Here is a 14,421-nt window from a genome sequence, read left to right as displayed (position 1 = left end):
CGGCAGTACATGAAGCCAGATGATGTCGGAGAAATGTCGTAGCGCAGCGTGGAACAGTTCGTCACGCTGAAGCGGACAATCTTGTATTGTTTGGAATAATTTCGTTTTCAATCAGTTGCTTGGGTAGCGGGCGATTGAGCAATGCGTTGAAGGAACGGCAGGAGTGCGTCGCGCAGCTGGTCCAGACCGGGCTGTTCGATCGGGAAGTGACCGCACGCCTCCAGCAGTACCCGCTGGCGCGGCGCGGCCAGCCGCTCGAAGAAGCGGTCGCTGATCTGCACCGGCGTCCACGCGTCGCACGCGGGATGGACCATCAGCACCGGGCACCGGGTGAACCGCTCAGGCTCCACGGCCGGCGGGGTGTCGAACAAGGACGCGAGCAGGCCCAGTGGTACCCGGTTGCCGCCGCCCAGCGGGTCGCGGCAGACCAGCGCTGACAGCGCGGGATCGCGCGACATCCGGTCCATGTGGGTAAACCAGCGAACGGGGAGGCGGAGGCCCCGGGTGAGGCGGCTCAAGGGCCGCAGGGTGGGCAGCAGCCGACGCATCCAGGGCTGGCGCACCAGTGCGGCCTGTACGATCGGATCGCGCGGGTCGGCCAGGGTGGTGGCCACCAGCCCGCGCACCCACGGCGATTCGGCGGCCACCAGATACGCCAGATAGCCGCCAATGCTGGCACCCAGCAGGACGAAGGGCCGCGCACGTTGGGATTGCTCGGCCTCGATCAGTGCCAGAAGGCTGCGCTTCCACGCCGCGTAGTCCACCTGTGACCAGGGCGCCGGGCTGAGCCCATAGCCCGGCAGATCAGGGGCCAATACTTCATGGCCTGCCACCGCCAGCCGCTGTGCCAAGGGCGCGAACATCCGCCCGTAACCGCCGGCGCCATGCACCAGCACCACGCTCAGCGGGGCATCGGCCGGGCCATGGCGATCCAGCTGCAGCGCGCCGAAGGGACCTTCAATGCGCTCCGCACGTGCCGCCACAGCACCGGCTACCGGGTCGAAAAACCCTTGGTAGGCTTGGCTGAGGGCGGGGTAGGGATCGAAGGCGGCCGGACCGTGAATCGGGACAGTCTAGGCGGTCTGTTCAGCCACGCTGCGCTGAACGCCGCCCACCTCGTGCTTGACCGCGACGCGGGCGCTGCCGACCATATGCTGTTGCTCGCGACATCGGCGGCCGCCCCTCCCCGGCACGTCCCCGCCTCCTGCCGCCCTATCGATGCCGGTCACTGCCGTGCATCGCCCCCACCATTTCGGGTCCGGCCATGCCGGAGGAAGACTGATGATCAAGATCGTGCTGGCAGGGCTGTTCATCGCCTGCGTGCTGTACATCCATTACCGCGGCAAAGTGCGTGCGCGCTGGTCGCGCCAGCTGCTGGACCACTCCAGCTTCATGGCCCCGATCAACGTGATCATGTACGCGTTCTCGAAGGTACCGACCACGCCGTTCCTGGATCCGGGCAAGGAATTCCCGCAGCTCGAGCCGCTGCGCCAGAACTGGCAGATGATCCGCGACGAAGCGCTGGCCCTGCGCGACGCGGACAAGATCGCCGCGTCCAGCACGTTCAACGATGCCGGCTTCAACTCGTTCTTCCGTCGTGGCTGGAAGCGCTTCTATCTGAAGTGGTACGGCCCCTCGCACCCCTCGGCCAAGGCGCTGTGCCCGAAGACCACCGCGCTGCTGGAATCACTGCCGGACGTGCGTGCGGCGATGTTCGCCCAGCTGCCCTCGGGCAGCGAACTGCGCCCGCACCGCGATCCCTTCGCCGGCTCGCTGCGTCTGCACCTGGGCCTGGCCACGCCGAACGACGATGGCTGCTACATCGTGGTGGATGGCATCAAGAAGAGCTGGCGTGATGGCGAGTGGATGATGTTCGATGAGACCTACATCCACCACGCGCACAACGAGACGCCCGACGACCGGGTGATCCTGTTCTGCGACATCGCCCGCCCGCTGCGCTTCGGCCTGCCGGGCCTGTTCAACCGCGCGGTGGCGTCCACGCTGCTGGCCGGTGGTGCCTCGCCGAACCTGCCGGGCGACCCCACCGGTGGGGTCAACAAGGCGTTTGGCGGCGTGTACAAGGTGCGGCTGAAGGCCAAGGCGCTGCGCGAGCGCAGCGTGGTGGCCTACCAGGTGATCAAGTGGGGCCTGGTGGTGGCGGTGATTGCTGGGATCTGGGCGATCTGAGGCCTTGGGGTTCAGGGGGTTGCCGGCCAGCGGCCGGCACTACCGGAAACGCAAAAAACCCGCGCTGTCGCCAGCGCGGGTTTTTTGTTTGTCCGCATGCATCGCGGTTTCAGGGCGCACCGACCAACGGTCGGTGCCTACCCCTTCATTGCCGGGGCCGGCCGATCAACACCCGGGCCGAAGGCGACCGGCAGAGCCGACCGGTAGAGCCGACCGTTGGTCGGCTGGCCGCGCGAAGCGCGGCAACGATCGACACCGACGCTTGACGCATCAGCCCTTCAGGGCCGCCGCCACGAAGGGCGGGGTGACCAGCACGCCGGTGTGCAGCGCGGCGGTGTAGTACAGCGTGTCGAACGACTTGCCAGCCGAATCGGCCTGGCGGAAGTCGAAGCTGCTCTCGCCCTTGCGGGCCAGGGTCACGCTCCACCAGCCGGTCGGGTAGCACGGCTGCGGGAACGGCAGGGTCTTGAACGAACCAAAGCCGGCCTTGCCCATCTCGGTGCGCATTTCGTTGATCAGGTCCAGCTGCATCAGCGGCGATTCGGACTGCTGCACCAGGATCCCGTCGTCCTTGAGCGCCTTGAAGCAGCTCTCGTAGAAGGCCTTGTTGAACAGGCCTTCGCCCGGGCCCACCGGGTCGGTGGAGTCCACGATCACCACGTCCACGCTGCCGGCCGGGCAGTTGGCCATGTAGGCCACGCCGTCGTCGAACATCAGCTCGGCGCGCGGGTCGTCGTTGGAATCGCACAGCTCCGGGAAGTGCTTGCGGGCCATCACGGTGACCTGCTCATCGATGTCGCACTGGGTCACGCTCTCCACGCCTTCGTGCTTGAGCACTTCGCGCAGGGTGCCGCAGTCGCCGCCGCCGATGATCACCACGCGCTTGGGCGCGGCATGGGTGAACAGCACCGGGTGGCTGATCATCTCGTGATAGAAGAAGTTGTCCTTGCTGGTCAACATGATGGCGCCATCGATGGTCATCAGGTTGCCCCAATCGGTGGTCGCGAAGATCTCGATCTTCTGGAACGGCGACTGCACTTCATCCAGCTTGCCGGTCAGGCGGTAGCCGATGGCCGAGCCGGTGCGCTCGAAATGCTCGATGTACCAGTTGTTGTTGTCAGTCATGGAATAGCAGTCCTGTTCGGAAGGGTGTTGGAGCCGGGCTGGCGGCGGTGCCGCGTGGCGCAAGCCACGTCCGGACGGGTTGCCCGTTCAGGTTTCAAGCCTGAGCACGGGCGCGGGCGCGCATGATAACGGAGCTGTCGCCACATAGGCGTTATCATGCACCCCCTTTTTTACCAACCAGGCCCACTGAAATGACCGATTGGTCCCTCGACCAAGCCCGCAAGACCTACTCGATTCCGCATTGGGCGGATGGCTACTTCGACGTGGATCAGGCAGGACACATGGTGGTGAGACCGACTGGCCAGGACGGCCCGGTGGTGTCCTTGCCCAAGATCGTGGACGCCGCCCGCGAGGCCGGCGCCAAGCTGCCGCTGCTGGTGCGCTTCCCGGATATCCTGGGCCAGCGCCTGGGCAAGCTGCAGGCCGCGTTCGCGCAGGCGCAGACCGACTGGGACTACCCGGGCGGCTACACCGCCGTGTACCCGATCAAGGTCAACCAGCACCGTGGCGTGGCCGGCACCCTGGCCAGCCACCACGGCGAGGGTTTCGGCCTGGAAGCGGGCAGCAAGCCCGAGCTGATGGCCGTGCTCGCGCTGTCGCGCCCGGGCGGGCTGATCGTCTGCAATGGCTACAAGGACCGCGAGTACATTCGCCTGGCCCTGATCGGCCGCAAGCTGGGCCTGCAGACCTTCATCGTGATCGAGAAGCCGTCCGAGCTGAAGCTGGTGCTGGAGGAATCCAAGGCGCTGGAGGTCAAGCCGGGCCTGGGCGTGCGCATGCGCCTGGCCTCGCTGGGCGCGGGCAAGTGGCAGAACAGCGGTGGCGACAAGGCCAAGTTCGGTCTTTCGCCGCGCCAGCTGCTGGACCTGTGGAAGTCGCTGCGCGATACCGAATACGCCGACTGCCTGAGCCTGCTGCATTTCCACATGGGCTCGCAGATCTCCAACGTGCGCGACATCGCCAATGGCATGCGCGAAGCCACCCGCTACTTCGTGGAACTGTCGCGCCTGGGCGCGAAGATCACCCATGTGGACGTCGGCGGTGGCCTGGGCGTGGATTACGAAGGCACCCGCTCGCGCAGCTTCTGCTCGATCAACTACGGCCTGAATTCGTACGCCAGCAACATCGTGCAGCCGCTGGCCAATGCCTGCGAAGAGCACGGCCTGACCCCGCCGCGGATCGTCACCGAGTGTGGCCGCGCGATGACCGCGCACCACGCGGTGCTGATCGCCAACGTCTCCGAGGTGGAAGAGGCGCAGGAAGGCCGCGTGCCGGACCAGCACGACGACGAGCCGGCAGCGATCCGCCACCTGCGTGAGATCCACGCCGAGCTCGATGAACGCCCGGCGGTGGAGCTGTTCCAGGAAGCGCAGCACTTCCATGCCGAAGGCCTGTCCAGCTATGCGCTGGGCCAGATCGACCTGCCGCAACGGGCACGCATCGATGACCTGTTCTACGCCATCGCCCATGCGGTGCGTGCGCGCCTGAGCTACGACGAGAAGAGCCATCGCCCGGCGCTGGACGAGTTGAACGAACGCCTGGTGGACAAGTATTTCGTCAACTTCAGTGTGTTCGAGTCGATTCCCGATGCGTGGGCGATCGACCAGGTGTTCCCGATCGTGCCGATCGAGCGCCTGAACGAGCAGCCCGAGCGTCGCGGCATCATCGCGGACATGACCTGCGATTCGGACGGCATGGTGAAAACCTATGTCGAGAACGAGAGCCTGGATACCTCGCTGCCGCTGCATGCGCTGAAGTCCGGTGAGAGCTACCGCATCGCGTTCTTCATGGTGGGCGCGTACCAGGAAATCCTGGGCGATATCCACAACCTGTTCGGTGATACCGACGCGGTGGAAGTGCTGGCCGATGCCGATGGCTACGCGATCACCCAGCAGCGCCGCGGGGATACCACCGATGTGATGCTGGACTACGTGGGCTACAGCCTGGCCGACCTGCGTGCCAGCTATGCCGAACGCGTGGCGGCGGCGAAGCTGTCGCCGGAGCGCGCGCAGGAGCTGTCCGAGGCATTGGAAGCGGGTCTGACCGGCTACACCTACCTGTCCGACGAGCCCCTGGCGTAAACCGGTGGCGACGGGTGATGGCCTTCGGGCCTCACCCGGCCGTCCGTAGCGTCGGGCACTGCCTGGCGGCCCCCTCAAGGCACCTGGAAACCCCATGAGCGCCCGCGCGATCTTTCATCTGTTCCTGCATGCAGCCGTGCCGGCGGTGCTGGCGTGGATGTTCTGGCGCAAGCGTTTCATGTCCGCCTGGGTGATGATGCTGCTGGGCTGGATCATCGATCTGGACCATCTGCTGGCCGACCCGATCTACGCCCCTAACCGCTGCAGCATCGGTTTCCATCCGCTGCACACTGCACCGGCGATCGCGGTGTATGCGGGGCTGTGTGTACCGAAGAAGACGCGCCTGTTCGGGATCGGGCTGATGATCCACATCGTGCTGGATGCCATTGATTGCTGGTGGATGCACCAGACCCGTTGAACCACCGGTCCCCGGTAGAGCCGACCGTTGGTCGGCTGACGCAAACCTGGGCGCGTTCGGGTGCTCGCGAAAAGCAGCCGACCAATGGTCGGCTCTACCCGGTGGCTGGTCAGCCGGCCGGCAACGTCAACGTCGCCCGCAACCCCGGCGCGCCATTGGCCAGCACCAGCGTCCCGCCGTAACTCTCGGCGATGTCCGCCACGATCGACAATCCCAGCCCGCTCCCCGAAGCACGCTCATCCAGCCGCACGCCGCGTTCCAGCACACGCTCCAGCTGCTCTGGCGGGAGTCCCGGACCATCATCGGCCACGGTGATGCGCAGCTGCGTACCCTCCCGTGCCACGTCCACGTCCACGCGCACTGCCTGCGCGGCCCACTTGCCCGCATTGTCGAGCAGGTTGCCCAGCATCTCTTCCAGATCCTCGCGCGCACCAGCGAACACACCCGCGGTGTCGCTGTCGCACGCAAAACGCAGCCCGCGCGCGGCATGCACGCGCTGCATCAGCCCGCACAGTGCGCTCACCACCGGCGCCACCGGCGTGCGCTGCTGGCTGTCCGCGCCCAGGCCTGCAGCGAGGTAACGATCGATGCTGGCCTGCATGCGCGCGGTCTCGCTGCGCAGGGTCTGCCGCCAGTCGCTGCCGTCGCCCTCGGCCTCGGTGGTGAGCACAGTCAGTGGCGTCTTCAGCGCATGCGCGAGGTCTTCGGCGCTTCGGCGTGCGCGCACCACCATGCGCTGGTGATGATCGAGCAGCGCGTTGAGCTGGCCGGCCAGTGGCGCGACTTCCTTCACCAGGCCCTGCTGCGGAAAGCGTACGTTCTCGCCGTTGCGGACCTGCCCGGCAATGCGGCCCAGTTCGGCCAGCGGCCGCAGGCCGTAATGCACCTGGGTGACCAGCACGCCGAACCACAGCGCGATCAGCACGGCCAAGGCAAGCGCGGTGCGCTGCCGGAAGCTGGCGACCTGGGCATCCAGCGGGCTGCGGTCGGTGGCGACCAGCACGATCACCGGCGCGGCGGCGCGGGGCAGGGTGACCTGCTGGGCCAGCACACGCAGGGATTGCTGCAGCGGGCCGCGAGCATCGAAGGCCTGCGCAGGCCCCGGTTGCAGTGTGCTCGGCGCGGCCAGCGAGCCGTCCCAGAGCGAGCGCGATTGCCCCAGCGGGCGGCCCTGCGGGTCCAGCACCTGCCAGTAGTCGCCGGAGAACACACGGCGGTAGCGCTCGTCGGCCAAGGTGTCGCGCCACTGCAGCTGGCCGTTGGCATCGCTCTCGGCCAGTGCCAGTACCGCGATCAGATCGTTGCCCAGGCGCTCATCCATCGCGGTGCGCGCCGAACGCTCGAACATCGCGCCCAGCCACCACGTGGCCAGTGCCGAGACCAGCACCAGGCCCAGGCCACCGGCGACCAGCAGGCGGGTGCGCAGCGAGCCGGTGGTCATGGCGTCGCCGAGAGGCGGAAGCCCTGGCCGCGATGCGTGTGGATCAGCTCGCTGCCGAGCTTGCGGCGGATGCGGCCGATCAGCACATCGAGCGTGTTGGAGTCTGGATCGAAGCCGTCTTCGTAGACGTTCTCGCCCAGCCGGGAACGGCTCAACACCGTGTCCGGGTGGTGCATGAAGTAGCTGAGGATGCGGTGCTCCTGCGCGCTGAGCGCCAGCGGCGCGCCGTCCAGTTCGAAGCGGCCGGCGTTGACGTCCAGCACCAGTGGACCGCACTGCAGGCGCGGATGCGCGTGGCCGGCACTGCGGCGGATCAGGGCGCGCAGGCGCAGCAGCAGTTCTTCGGGCTGGAAGGGTTTGGTCAGGTAGTCGTCGGCACCGGCATCGAAGCCGGCCAGTTTGTCGTGCCAGCGGGCGCGGGCGGTCAGCACCAGCACCGGAAAGTCGCGCCCGGCCTGGCGCCAGCGTTCGATCACGCTCAGCCCGTCCAGGCCCGGCAGGCCCAGATCGACCACGGCCGCGGCGATGTCCTCGATCTGCCCCTGGTACTCGGCATCCCGGCCCTCCGCACTGTGGATGACCACATAGCCGGCCTCTTCCAGCAGCGTCTGCAGCCGGCTGGCGAGCAGGGCGTCATCTTCGGCGAGCAGCACGCGCATCAGTCTTTTTCCATCTTCAGCAGGCGGCCGGTGGCGGCATCGTAATCCAACTCCATCACCACGCCCTCCGGGCCAAGGATCTCGATCTCGTACTTTCCGTCATCCAGTTCCACCTCGATCAGCTTGCCGGGGTAGCGACGCAGCGCGTCGGCGACGACCTGCTCCAGCGGCACGAACCGGCCCTGCCGCACCGCCTGGCGAACGCTGTCCTGCTGATGGCTGCCACCGTCGAGGACCCGCATCGGGTCCTGCGGGGCGAGGGTCAGCAGCAGGGGCAGGATCAGGGACAGGGCAGACATGCGGGCACGCAGGCGAAGGGCAGGGCACCGGTATACCCGGGCTGTCTAAACAGTATCTAACAGTCGCCCTCATGGTCCGGTTAGGCGCGGTGGCCAGACTGGCGGTGCCGGAATGGACCGGTGCCCCCCTCAAGGATTCCCATGAAGACGATGATTGCCGCTACCGCCCTGGCCGCTGCGCTGCTTGCCACCCCGGCCTTCGCCGCCAACCTGTCGGCTGCCCAGGTCCAGGCCAAGCTGAGCGCGGCCGGCTACACCCAGGTGCATGAGCTGGAGCACGACGATGGCGTGTGGGAAGCGGATGTGACCCGCAAGGACGGCAGCGTCGATGAAGTGCTCATCGATGACACCAAGGGCGAGATCTTCGACCCGCGCGACGGCCGCGCGCTGCTGGATGCCGGGCAGATCCTGGCGCTGGCCGGCAAGGCCGGGTTGAAGCAGATCGACTCGCTCGAGCGCGATGGCGCCACCTGGACCCTGGATGCGCGCAATGCCCGCAACCAGCGCGTGGAAGTACGCATGAGCGGTCACGACGGCCGCGTGCTGGCCAGCAAGCGCGATGGCTGGTGGGACTGATCCGGCCGCGCCACCGCGCGCTGGATGTACGAACGGCCGGGTTTCCCCGGCCGTCCGCGCATGTGCCTGGGGGCGGCAGCGCTTACCAGCGCGCCGGGTAATCCCAATAGCCCGGGCCGCGGCCGTAGCCGCCGTAGCCATCGAAACCATCGTAGCCATACGGGCCGAAGAAGCCGGGGCCCTTGCCCTCGCTCACCCGGATGTTGACGTTGACGTTGCGGGTGTTGCCCTCGTCCGTGGTGTAGTTCTTGCTCAGATTGAGCTCGGCCGCGTTGTAATGGCTGTTGCCGTAATTCTCGGAATAGCCGATGCCGGTGGTGAAGCTGCCGTTGACCCGCAGCTTGTCATCGATCACGTGGGCGATGCCGTTGGCGGCCCGGTCGGTGGAACGCCGGCCGGTGCGGTCACCGTAGAACGTGCCCGGCGGATCGCCGCGCAGCGACTGATCGCTCAAGTACTGCAGGGGGGCGTCCGGGATGCTCAGGTCCAGCCCGGTCGAGGACTGCGGGCCGGTGGCGCCTGCGGCAGACTGGGCCAGCGCCACACCGGGCAGGGACAGGCACAGCAGCAGGGGAAGCAGGCGGATCATGAGAGGCTCCGGAGCAGACAGGCGGGACGGCCGACAGCGCTGACGCTAGCAGCCGTAGTTTGAATGATGCCTGTCATGGCGTGCGTTGCAAGGGGAACTCAGCCCAACCGGTCAAATCCGAACAGCGTGGACAGCGGATGCCGGCGGCGTTCGATCTGCGCCCGCAGCAGTCCGGCGCCGATCATCGAGTAGGTGATCCCGTTGCCGCCGTAGGCCATCGCGAACAGTACCCGTGGCCCCCATTGCGGGTGCGGGCCAAAGAACGGCAGGCCATCGTGGGTCTCGGCGAAGGTGCCGCCCCAGGAGAAGGCCGGCTGCAGCGGCAGGTGCGGGAACAGTTTGGCGGTCTTCTTGAGCAGCTTGCCGGTCTTGCTCTCCACCCGCCGGTCGCGCCGCGCCGGGAGATCGATGGCATCGTCCTCACCACCGATCAGCAGCCGGTGGTCGCCGGTACTGCGCAGGTAGAGATAGGGGCGCGCCGATTCCCAGGCCATCGTCTCGCGCAGCGGGCCGAGCAGGTCCGGGTGGATCGGATCGGTGATGAAGGCATAGCTGCTGCGGTTGCGGGCCACCGAGGGCTTCAACCAGCGCTGCCCGGCATAGCCGGTGGCCAGCACCACGTGGCGGGCACGGATGCGCGCGCCGCCCAGGGTGGTCGCGGTGACGCCGCGCGGGGTCGGGGTGAGCGTATCCAGCACGGTGCGGTCGTAGACGCCGCAGCCGCGCGTGTGAAGCCGCATCAGCAGCCGGTAGGTGAGCCGGTAGGGGTCGATGCGTGCGGCGAGCGCACTGAGGATCGCGCCCGGTGCGCGGATACCGTACTCGTCTGCGACCGCCTCGCTGTCCAGCCAGCGCACATCGAAGCCGTGCCTGGCACGCAGCGCGCATTCTTCAGCCAGTACGGCCTGATGCCCGCGCTTGCTCGCGTAATACAGGCTGGCCATGCGGTGGCAATCCACGTCGCGGAACGGCGCGGCCACCGCGCAGATGGCCGGGATCGCCTCGGCACAGGCCTGGTAGGCCTGCACGGCGGCGTCTTCGCCATAGCGCTGGGCAAGATCGATGAGATGGGTGTCGATTTCGTACTGCAGCAGCGCGGTGCTGGCCGCCGTGCTGCCCCAGCCGATGTCGCGTTGTTCGATCAGGGCCACATCGTGCCCGTGCGCGCACAGCTCGTCGGCGATCAGCGCGCCGCTGATGCCGCCGCCGACCACCAGCACCTCGCAGTTGAGATCTTTCTCCAGCGGTGGAAACGCATGCATCAGGCCGTTGCGCACGGCCCAGAACGGGTACCCGCTCTTCAGATCCATGGCAGCCTCAGGCGGTGGGGTGGCCGGTGTGCGGGGTCTGGATCAGCTCCGTCAGGTCAAAGCCCTGCAGCCGCGCCTGGGCCAGGTAGTGCTCCTGCGTGGTGCGGTCGAGCGTGGGGGTGCGCGAGAGCAGCCAGAGGAACTTGCGGTCCGGGCTGCCGACCAGCGAGACGCTGTAATCCGGGGCGATCTGGATCACCCAGTAGTCGCCCTTGGTGAAGGGCAGCCAACGCAGGCCTTTGGGCAGGAAGCTGACCTCCAGCCGCGCGGTGTCGTTGTCCACGGGGCAGGCTTCGCCATCGGCTTCCTCGATCTCGTTGCCCATGCGGCAGCGGTTGACCACGGCGACATGGCCGTTGTCTTTCAGGCTGTAATGCGCGGAGACATCCGTGCAGCCTTCCGGCTCGTGCTTCATCGGCAGGCGGGCGATCTCGTACCAGGTGCCCAGGTAACGCGGCAGCTTGAGGTCGGGAACGGTTTTCAGGTCGGGCTGTGTGGTCATGGGCAACGGTTGGTGGGAATGCGATCCCACGATGCCGGGGCTGCTGCCACGGCCGGGTGAAGCCGGGGCGAGTGCGGTGTCGAGAACGCTGCGTTGTCGATGCGTCATGCTCCGGCCGCGTGGGCGGCGCTATGCTGGGCCGGGGCGCCATGAGCGCTTCTTTCAACAGCGATGGAGATGCGGATGTACCAGCTGATTCTGCTCAAGAGCGAAAATGGCGTTGCCCGCCAACAACGGGAGACGGCCGATGATGTGGTCGACCATGAAGGCGTGACCTACACCCTGCGCGCCGGGCCGCGGCAGCCGCTGCCGACCGATCATGCCTGGGACGAGATCGCGGTCTACGCGCCCGAAGAGATCACCGAGGAAGAGTTCCAGGACTGGTATGCGCGCCTGCAGCCGCAGGTCGAAGAGCTCCGCCTGAAGTACTGAGGGGCCGCATACCTGTTCTGAACGGAGCCCGGTTTATAGTCGCGGGCAGGCGCGGTGGTCCGCGCGAACCGTTGGTGCTGGCGTGTCGCTTCGTCATTCTTCGTTTGTGGTGCGGTCGTTGTCGTGGCTGCTGTTGTTCGCCTGTCTCGGCGCCGCGCCGGTCGCTCTCGGGCAGGCCACGGATCCGCCCCCGGATACGGCCAAACAACTGGTCCAGGCCGAAAAAGCGCTGCGCGCCACCAGTGATGCGCTGGAGGATGCGGGCACCACTGAAACCCTGAAGGCGCTGTCCGACCGCGCCCTGGCCGTCCAGCGCGATGCCGACGGCCTGCAGAGCGCCCTCGACCCGCAGCTTCAGCAGGTGGATGCGCGGCTTGAGCAGCTTGGCCAGGTCGCCGAGGGCACCGTCGAGCCGCCGGAAGTGAGCCGGCAGCGCAAGGCGCTGAACCAGCAGAAGGCCGACATCACCGCGCAGATCGCCCGCGCCAAGCTGCTTTCAGTGGATGCCAAGCAGCTCGGCGAGCGCATCGAGAAGATGCGGGTCACCCAGTTCAGCGAACAGCTGAGCCGCAAGGTCGCCTCACCGCTGTCGCCTGCGCTGTGGCGCAGCTTCGCCAAGGATGTGCCGGACGATGTGCACCGCCTGGCCATTCTTTATCGGCTGGGCGAAGACGCGGCCCGCAAGGCCATTGCCAAGCATGGCTGGAACGCGCCCTTGATCGGGCTGGCGGTCGCACTGGTGATGTTCTTCCCGTTGCGGCTGTGGCTGCGCGCGCTGGGGCGCCGCTTTGCCGCCTCCGAGCGTGCACCCGATGGACGCCTGCGCCGCTCTGGCCTGGCGGTGTGGCTGCTGCTGGTCGGCACGCTGTTGCCGGGCCTGGCGGCGGTGGCGCTGGTGGAGTCGCTGGATGCGATCGGCGCGATCCCGCCGCGCCTGCAGCAGGTGGCCGAGACGTTCGAGATGGCCACCTTCGTGGCGGCTTTCATCGCTGCGCTCAGCGCCTGTCTGCTGGTACCCAAGCGCCCGTCGTGGCGGCTGCTGCCGCTGGATGACAGTGCGGCGTTGCGGCTGCGCAAGTACGCGTGGGGCGCGGCCGGCCTGACCTGGCTGAGCATCATGCTGGCTGCCCTCGACCATGCAGCCCGCACCAGCGAGGTGACCACGGTGGCCGCCGATGGGTTGATGGCGCTGACCTACCTGGGGCTGATCATCGCGATCCTGACCTCGCTGGCGCGCATGCACAACCGCCAGGCGGCCGAGGCCGCCGAGGCCGAAGCACGGGCCGATCCCCGCGCCGGTGGCGATGGCAAGGTGCGCGGGGCGCCTCGCCGCAGTGGCTGGATCGTGCTGGCGCGCCTGGTCGGCCACATCGCCGTGGCTGCGGCGGTGATCGCCACACTGCTGGGGTATCTCAACTTCGCGCTGTTCGTGGCCCAGCAGCTGGTCTGGGTCGCGGTGGTGTTCATGGCGGTCTCGCTGCTGCTCAAGTTTGCCGATGACCTGGCCACCTGGGTGCTCGCGCCCAGCAGCCGTGCCGGGCAGACCATCGTGTTGACCACCGGGCTCAGTGAGTCGCGGGTGGAGCAGGCCGGCGTGCTGCTCTCGGCGGTGCTGCGGGTCGGGGTGATCGTACTGGGCGTGCTGATGCTGGCCGCGCCATTCGGCAACCTCAACGCTTTCCTGGGCGGGCTGGACTCGTTGTCCGGCGGCCTGAAGATCGGTGAGACCACGCTCCGGCCGGGCAGCGTGCTGTATGCGGTGCTGGTGTTCCTGGTGGTGTGGGCGGTGATGCAGACCTTCCAGCGCTGGCTGAGCGATACCTATCTGCCCAAGACCGAGCTGGATGCCGGTGCGCGCAACTCGATCAGCACCGTCACCCGTTATCTCGGCATCATCGCCGCGGTGCTGTGGGGCGTCACCGCGCTGGGCATCGGCCTGGAGAAGCTGGCGCTGGTGGTCAGCGCGCTGTCGGTCGGTATCGGTTTCGGTCTGCAGGCGATCACCCAGAACTTCGTCTCGGGCCTGATCCTGCTGGCCGAGCGGCCGGTCAAGATCGGCGACTGGGTCAAGCTGGGCGACCAGGAAGGCGACATCAAGCGGATCAGCGTGCGCTCGACCGAGATCCAGGTCGGCGACAAGTCCACCTTGATCGTGCCCAACTCCGAGCTGATCACCAAGACCATCCGCAACATGACGATGGGGAACGCGCAGGGCCGGATCCAGATCCAGTTCTCGGTGCCGTTGAACACGGACGTGGCCGCATTGCGGCAGATCCTGCTGGATGCCTACACCGATCACCCGGGCGTGCTGAGCGACCCGGCACCGTCGGTGTTCATCGACTCGATCGCCAATGGGCAGATCGCGATCAACAGCTTTGCCTACGTGTCAGGCCCGCGTGCGGTATACGGCGCGCGCAGCGAGCTGTACTTCACGGTGCTGCAGAAGTTTGCGGCGGCCGGGATCGCGTTGTCTTCGCCGACCGATATCCATCTGGTGCGGGATCCAGCGGCGGCGCCGGACCCGGACGCATAACAAGGCCGGCAGGTATCGGCCGCTGGCCGGTACCGTCGCGATCCAGGTAGTGCCGGCCGCTGGCCGGCAGCGCCCTGATCCAGGTAGTGCCGGCCGCTGGCCGGCAGCGCCCTGATCCAGGTAGTGCCGGCCGCTGGCCGACAGCGCCCTGATCCAGGTAGTGCCGGCCGCTGGCCGGCAGCTGCACGATGCAGAGAGAACCGGGAGCCGGCCAGCGGCCGGCACTACCGACACGAACGGCGGACCCGATACGAACGGCGGACCGCCCC

General features: G+C 67.4%; 14 protein-coding genes. 6 read left to right on the top strand and 8 right to left on the bottom strand.

The window, feature by feature from the left end; translation table 11 throughout:
• Positions 1–107: 107 nt before the first annotated feature.
• Positions 108–983, bottom strand: coding sequence for an alpha/beta hydrolase (locus tag ABE422_RS06020; RefSeq protein ID WP_346482657.1), 876 nt, complete (start codon positions 981–983; stop codon positions 108–110).
• 298 nt (positions 984–1,281) lie between these two features.
• Here ABE422_RS06020 and ABE422_RS06015 point away from each other — a divergent pair, with 298 nt between their 5' ends.
• Positions 1,282–2,187 (top strand): aspartyl/asparaginyl beta-hydroxylase domain-containing protein, encoded by a 906-nt coding sequence (locus ABE422_RS06015; RefSeq protein ID WP_172407521.1) that lies wholly within the window; start codon positions 1,282–1,284, stop codon positions 2,185–2,187.
• 270 nt (positions 2,188–2,457) lie between these two features.
• Here ABE422_RS06015 and speE read toward each other — a convergent pair whose 3' ends face one another.
• Positions 2,458–3,312 (bottom strand): polyamine aminopropyltransferase, encoded by an 855-nt coding sequence (speE, locus tag ABE422_RS06010; RefSeq protein ID WP_313212452.1) that lies wholly within the window; start codon positions 3,310–3,312, stop codon positions 2,458–2,460.
• A 191-nt stretch (positions 3,313–3,503) separates the two neighbouring features.
• Between speE and speA the strand changes: the two genes are divergently transcribed.
• Together speA and ABE422_RS06000 are read left to right on the top strand one after the other, a co-directional pair.
• Positions 3,504–5,393, top strand: coding sequence for an arginine decarboxylase (gene speA / locus ABE422_RS06005; protein ID WP_346482656.1), 1,890 nt, complete (start codon positions 3,504–3,506; stop codon positions 5,391–5,393).
• Between the two features lie 94 nt (positions 5,394–5,487).
• On the top strand, positions 5,488–5,811 hold the full coding sequence (locus ABE422_RS06000) for a DUF6122 family protein (RefSeq protein WP_346482655.1): 324 nt from the start codon (positions 5,488–5,490) through the stop codon (positions 5,809–5,811).
• Positions 5,812–5,920: 109 nt separating this feature from the next.
• On the opposite strand, the gene ABE422_RS05995 is transcribed toward ABE422_RS06000, so the two are convergent.
• The 3 genes from ABE422_RS05995 to ABE422_RS05985 are packed head-to-tail and all read right to left on the bottom strand — an operon-like array spanning position 5,921 to position 8,153.
• Positions 5,921–7,252 carry a HAMP domain-containing sensor histidine kinase gene (locus ABE422_RS05995; protein ID WP_346482654.1) on the bottom strand — a complete coding sequence of 444 codons (1,332 nt, stop codon included), beginning with the start codon at positions 7,250–7,252 and terminating at the stop codon, positions 5,921–5,923.
• Positions 7,249–7,911 (bottom strand): response regulator transcription factor, encoded by a 663-nt coding sequence (locus tag ABE422_RS05990; RefSeq protein WP_123729931.1) that lies wholly within the window; start codon positions 7,909–7,911, stop codon positions 7,249–7,251. Before ABE422_RS05990 ends, ABE422_RS05995 begins: the two co-directional genes overlap by 4 nt.
• Entirely contained in the window at positions 7,911–8,153 is a 243-nt protein-coding gene (locus ABE422_RS05985; protein ID WP_313212462.1) for a PepSY domain-containing protein, read from the bottom strand. The genes ABE422_RS05990 and ABE422_RS05985 overlap by 1 nt, the downstream gene beginning before the upstream one ends.
• A gap of 198 nt (positions 8,154–8,351) precedes the next feature.
• On the opposite strand from ABE422_RS05985, the gene ABE422_RS05980 reads away from it, so the two are divergent.
• Positions 8,352–8,786, top strand: coding sequence for a PepSY domain-containing protein (locus tag ABE422_RS05980; RefSeq protein WP_346482653.1), 435 nt, complete (start codon positions 8,352–8,354; stop codon positions 8,784–8,786).
• A gap of 82 nt (positions 8,787–8,868) precedes the next feature.
• Here ABE422_RS05980 and ABE422_RS05975 read toward each other — a convergent pair whose 3' ends face one another.
• The 3 genes from ABE422_RS05975 to ABE422_RS05965 form a co-directional block, all read right to left on the bottom strand.
• Positions 8,869–9,375, bottom strand: coding sequence for a hypothetical protein (locus ABE422_RS05975; RefSeq protein ID WP_346482652.1), 507 nt, complete (start codon positions 9,373–9,375; stop codon positions 8,869–8,871).
• A gap of 98 nt (positions 9,376–9,473) precedes the next feature.
• Entirely contained in the window at positions 9,474–10,685 is a 1,212-nt protein-coding gene (locus ABE422_RS05970; RefSeq protein WP_346482651.1) for an FAD-dependent oxidoreductase, read from the bottom strand.
• Between the two features lie 7 nt (positions 10,686–10,692).
• The gene (locus ABE422_RS05965) at positions 10,693–11,187 is read right to left on the bottom strand and encodes a lipocalin family protein (protein ID WP_123729936.1); all 495 of its coding nucleotides are present in this window, start codon (positions 11,185–11,187) and stop codon (positions 10,693–10,695) included.
• 183 nt (positions 11,188–11,370) lie between these two features.
• On the opposite strand from ABE422_RS05965, the gene ABE422_RS05960 reads away from it, so the two are divergent.
• Positions 11,371–11,619 carry a hypothetical protein gene (locus ABE422_RS05960; protein WP_313212460.1) on the top strand — a complete coding sequence of 83 codons (249 nt, stop codon included), beginning with the start codon at positions 11,371–11,373 and terminating at the stop codon, positions 11,617–11,619.
• A 109-nt stretch (positions 11,620–11,728) separates the two neighbouring features.
• A complete protein-coding gene (locus ABE422_RS05955; protein ID WP_346482715.1) occupies positions 11,729–14,152 on the top strand; it encodes a DUF3772 domain-containing protein in 2,424 nt (807 codons plus the stop codon).
• Positions 14,153–14,421: the final 269 nt, after the last annotated feature.

Source organism: Stenotrophomonas sp. TWI1151 (genome assembly GCF_039673135.1).
Lineage (GTDB): Bacteria > Pseudomonadota > Gammaproteobacteria > Xanthomonadales > Xanthomonadaceae > Stenotrophomonas.
The sequence above is the reverse complement of the archived record's forward strand: the minus strand, read 5'-3'. Positions and strand labels throughout refer to the sequence as shown.

Bases quoted from the DNA above. Each gene is read 5' to 3' on its own strand.
- ABE422_RS05965 (WP_123729936.1), bottom strand. From the start codon at position 11,187: ATGACCACACAGCCCGACCTGAAAACCGTTCCCGACCTCAAGCTGCCG.
- ABE422_RS06015 (WP_172407521.1), top strand. From the start codon at position 1,282: ATGATCAAGATCGTGCTGGCAGGGCTGTTCATCGCCTGCGTGCTGTAC.
- ABE422_RS05960 (WP_313212460.1), top strand. From the start codon at position 11,371: ATGTACCAGCTGATTCTGCTCAAGAGCGAAAATGGCGTTGCCCGCCAA.
- ABE422_RS06000 (WP_346482655.1), top strand. From the start codon at position 5,488: ATGAGCGCCCGCGCGATCTTTCATCTGTTCCTGCATGCAGCCGTGCCG.
- ABE422_RS05970 (WP_346482651.1), bottom strand. From the start codon at position 10,685: ATGGATCTGAAGAGCGGGTACCCGTTCTGGGCCGTGCGCAACGGCCTG.
- ABE422_RS05995 (WP_346482654.1), bottom strand. From the start codon at position 7,252: ATGACCACCGGCTCGCTGCGCACCCGCCTGCTGGTCGCCGGTGGCCTG.
- speA (WP_346482656.1), top strand. From the start codon at position 3,504: ATGACCGATTGGTCCCTCGACCAAGCCCGCAAGACCTACTCGATTCCG.
- ABE422_RS05990 (WP_123729931.1), bottom strand. From the start codon at position 7,911: ATGCGCGTGCTGCTCGCCGAAGATGACGCCCTGCTCGCCAGCCGGCTG.
- speE (WP_313212452.1), bottom strand. From the start codon at position 3,312: ATGACTGACAACAACAACTGGTACATCGAGCATTTCGAGCGCACCGGC.
- ABE422_RS05975 (WP_346482652.1), bottom strand. From the start codon at position 9,375: ATGATCCGCCTGCTTCCCCTGCTGCTGTGCCTGTCCCTGCCCGGTGTG.
- ABE422_RS05980 (WP_346482653.1), top strand. From the start codon at position 8,352: ATGAAGACGATGATTGCCGCTACCGCCCTGGCCGCTGCGCTGCTTGCC.
- ABE422_RS05985 (WP_313212462.1), bottom strand. From the start codon at position 8,153: ATGCGGGTCCTCGACGGTGGCAGCCATCAGCAGGACAGCGTTCGCCAG.